Here is a 4,478-nt window from a genome sequence, read left to right on the forward strand (position 1 = left end):
GGCTCGTCGACGTGGAGTGTGCGGGGGAGCTGGCCGTGGCGCATGGCCATGACCATCTTGATCACCCCGGCTGCTCCGGCGGCGGACTGGGTGTGGCCGATGTTGGACTTGATGGATCCGAGCCAGAGCGGGTGTTCGCGGTCCTGCCCGTAGGTGGCGAGCAGGGCTTGGGCCTCGATGGGGTCGCCAAGGCGCGTACCGGTGCCGTGCGCTTCGACAGTGTCCACTTCGGATGGACGCAGTCCGGCGTTCGCCAGGGCTTGCCGGATGACGCGTTCCTGTGAAGGCCCGTTGGGTGCGGTGAGCCCGTTGGAGGCGCCGTCCTGGTTCACTGCCGACCCCCGGACGAGCGCGAGCACGGGGTGGCCGTTGCGCTGCGCGTCGGCGAGGCGTTCGACGAGCAGCAGGCCGACGCCTTCGCCCCAGCCGGTGCCGTCGGCGTTGTTGGAGAAGGCCTTGCACCGGCCGTCGGCGGCGAGCCCGCCCTGCCTGCTGAACTCGGTGAAGGTCGTCGGCGTGGACATCACGGTCACCCCGCCGACCAACGCCATGGTGCATTCGCCGTTGCGCAGGGCCTGCGCCGCGAGGTGCAGCGCGACCAGCGACGACGAGCACGCCGTGTCGACGGTCACCGCAGGCCCTTCGAGCCCGAAGGTGTAGGAGATCCGCCCCGAGGCCACGCTGGTCGTGTTGCCGGTGAGGAGGTAGCCCTCGGTGCCCTGCGCGCCGTTCTGCAGCAGCGAGACGTAGTCCTGGCCGTTGCCGCCGACGAACACGCCGGTGCGGCTGCCGTGCAACGACGTCGGGTCGATGCCAGCGCGTTCGAAGGTCTCCCACGCGGTCTCCAGCAGCAGGCGCTGCTGCGGGTCCATGGCGAGGGCTTCGCGCGGGGAGATGCCGAAGAACGCCGCGTCGAAGTCGGCCATCTCGTGCAGGAACCCGCCGGCGGTCGCGGTGCTCCCGCCCTGCTCGCCCGGCTCGGCCGCCAGCAGGGCACGCAGGTCCCAGCCCCGGTCGGTGGGGAAGTCGGTGACCGCGTCGCGGCCCGCGCGCACCAGCTCCCACAACTGCTCGGGGCTGTGCACGCCACCCGGGAAGCGGCAGCCCATGCCGACGATCGCCAGCGGTTCGGAGGACACCTCGACCGCGGTGACCTGCTCCTCGCGCGGTTCTTCCCCGAAGAGCGAGCAGAGGTGGGACACCAGTCGGTGCGGCGTCGGGTGGTCGAAGACCATCGTCGCCGGGAGGGTGGTGCCGAGGGTCGCGCCGAGGCGGTTGCGCAGCTCGACGGCGGTGAGCGAGTCGAAGCCGAGGTCGCGGAACGCCCGGTCCGGCTCGACGTCGTCGGCCGTGGCGTGGCCGAGGACCGCCGCGGCCTCTGCCGTGACCGCAGCCAGCAGGTGCGCCCGCCGCTCGGCCGGGCTCAGCGCCGCGAGCTGATGCGCGGGCCCAGTGTCCACCTCTTCGCCCAGTCCGAGGACCCGCTGCGCCTCCGGGAGCCCGGACAGCAGCGGGCTGGGGCGCGCGGAGACGAACAGTGGCAGGAAGTCCTCCCAGCGCACGTCCGCGACGGTGAGGCACGGGTCGGCCTCGCGCACCGCCTGTTCCAGCGCCGAGATCGCCAGCCCAGGCGGCAGCGGCACTAGGCCGCGACGGCGCGAGTGCTCGCCCGCCGCTCCCTCGGCCATGCCGCCGTCGTCCCACGGGCCCCACGCGACCGAGGTCGCGACGAGCCCCCGGGCGCGGCGGCGCTGGGCGAGCGCGTCGAGGTGGGCGTTGGCGGCGCCGTAGGCGGCTTGACCACCGCTGCCCCAGGTCGCGGAGACGGACGAGAACAGGACGAAGGCGTCCAGGTCCAGCTCGCTGGTCAACTCGTCGAGGTGCGTCGCGCCCGCCGTCTTCGCCAGCACGACCTCGGCGAACTCGTCGATCCCGGTGTCGGACAGCGGGGTCAGCTGGCCGACACCGGCGGTGTGCACGACGGCGGTCAGCTGGGGGGTGCTCGCGATCAGGCCTGCCAGGGCTGCGCGGTCGGCGACGTCGCACGCGGCGATGGTCACCTCGGCGCCCGATGCGGACAGCTCGGCGTCCAACGCCGCGGCTCCCGGCGCTGCCGGACCGCTGCGGCTGACGAGCAGCAGGTGCTCCGCCCCGCGGCGGGCGAGCCAGCGGGCGGCGTGCGCGCCCAACGCCCCGGTGCCGCCGGTGATCAGCACGGTGCCGCGAGGTGCCCACTCCGGGCCGCTCGGCCCAGTGTGCGGGGCGCGGCCGAGCCGCCGGGCGAACACCCCGGACGAGCGCAGGGCGAGCTGGTCCTCGCCACCGGCTCCGGCGAGCAGCGCGGGCAGCGGGGACAGCACGCGGTCGTCGAGGGCCGCGGGCAGGTCGATGAGCCCGCCCCAGCCCTGCGGCCATTCCAGCGCCACCGCACGGCCCGCGCCCCAGACCTGCGCCTGGGCCGGTGACCGCACTTCCTCGGAGCCGCCGATCGCGACGGCGCCCCGCGTGACGCACCACAGCGGCGCGGTCGACCCGGCCCGCTGCAGGTGGTGGATCAGTGCGACGGTCTCGGTGAGCCCCCGGGAGAGCGGCTGATGCTCATCGTCGGGCTGCTCGTCGAAGGCGAGCAGGGACAGCACACCGGAAAGCCCGGTGCAGTCGCCGACCTCCGCACCGTGCGCGACCTGGACGTCGGCTCCACCGTCGCGCATTGCGCCGAGGACCGCAGCGATCTCCGCGTTCTCGCGCCAGGACGCCGGAACCACCGCCAGCCAGGTCCCGCCCAGGCCTTGGGTGGGGGTGCGGAGCGGCGTCCAGCTCACGCGGTAGCGCCAGGTGTCCACAACGGACTGATCGCGCTTGCGGCGTCGCCAGTCCGCGAGCACCGGCAGCGCGGCGGTGATCGCCTCGTGGTCCTCACCCAGCTCATGCGACAGCGCCGAGAGGTCCTGGCGTTCCACGGCGTCCCAGAAGCGGGTCTCTGCCGGGTCCGCGGGCTCGTCGGCGGTGGCGGTGGACGCCGTCCCGTCGAGCCAGTAGTGGCGTCGCTGGAACGGGTAGGTCGGCAGCGGTACGGCGCGGGCGCCGGTCCTGGCGAAGTAGGCGTGCCAGTCGGGGTCGGACCCGCTCGCCACGACGTGGGCGAGTGCGGTTGCCAGCGACTGGACCTCGGGTTGCTTGCTACGGAGGCTGGCAACGGCGCCCGCGGGCAGGTGGGGGAGGAGCGAGCCGGTGGGGCCGACCTCGAGGTGCGCCGCCGCTTCGACGTGGGCGATGGCGTCGGCGAATCGGACGGTGTGCCGGGCGTGGTGCACCCAGTGCTCGGGGTCGGCGAGGGTGGTGTGGTCGGCGGGTTGTCCGGTGACGGTGGAGATGAGCGGGATGGTGGGTGGTGCGAAGGACAAGCTGGCCACGGTTTCGCGGAACTCGTCGAGGATGGGTTCCATGAGTGGTGAGTGGAAGGCGTGCGAGACGCGCAGCCAGGTGGCGCGGTGCTGGCTCAGGTGTTCGGTGATCGTGGCGAGTGCTTCGCGATCGCCGGAGAGCACGAGGGCTTCAGGCCCGTTGACGGCGGCGATGCCGACCTTGTCCGCGTAGCCGGTCAGGTGGGGCAGTACTTCGCCTTCGGTGGCGTTGATTGCCACCATGGCGCCACCCTCGGGCAAGGCCTGCATGAGGCGGCCGCGTTCGGTGATGAGGGTGGCGGCGTCGGTGAGGGTGAGTGTGCCGGTGATGTGGGCGGCGGTGATTTCGCCGATGGAGTGCCCGGTGACGGCCTCGGGTGTGATGCCCCAGGATTCCCAGAGGCGGTAGAGGGCGGTCTGGAAGGCGAACAGTGCGGGCTGGGTGTACTGGGTCTGGTTGAGCAGCTCCGGGTCGTCGCCGAAGACGACTTCGTGCAGCGGCCGGGGAAGGTGGAGGTCGAGTTCAGCGCAGGCGGCGTCGAAGGCCTCGGCGTAGACCGGGTAGGTGTCGTAGAGCTCGCGTCCCATGCCCAGGCGCTGCGAGCCCTGACCGGAGAACACCACCACCAGCCCGCCCTCGGCCACCCGGCCGCGGACCACGCCCGGCAGCGCCCGGCCCTCCGCCAGCTCGGCGAGCGCCCGCCTGCGCTCGTCGGCATCACCGCTGACCAGCACCGCTCGCTCTTCCAGCGCGACGCGGGTGGTGGCCAGCGAGTAGCCGATGTCGAGCACCGAGGCGTCGCTGGCCAGGTGGGCGAGCTGCCCGGCCAGCGCCGCCAGCGCGGGCTCGTCGCGGGCGGAGAGCACCCACGGCACGACCGGCGGGGGCGTTCCGGCATCCGCCGGGAGCTCCGGCTCCGCCACCTGCTCGATGATCACGTGCGCGTTCGTCCCGCCGACGCCGAACGCGGACACCGCTGCCCGGCGCGGCCGGTCGAGCTCCGGCCACGGCTGGTCCTCGGTGAGCAGCGAGACCGCCCCGGAGGTCCAGTCGACGTGCGGCGTGGGCTCGTC

1 protein-coding gene is annotated in these 4,478 nt (G+C 73.3%); it reads right to left on the minus strand.

Going from position 1 to position 4,478, the window contains the following annotated elements; all coding sequences use genetic code 11:
• Positions 1-4,478: SDR family NAD(P)-dependent oxidoreductase (locus tag ABT324_RS33225; protein ID WP_351185842.1), on the minus strand; the 4,478-nt coding region annotated here is incomplete at both ends.

Origin of the sequence: Saccharopolyspora sp. NPDC000359 (assembly GCF_040300525.1) — a bacterium.
Taxonomy (GTDB): Bacteria; Actinomycetota; Actinomycetes; order Mycobacteriales; family Pseudonocardiaceae; genus Saccharopolyspora.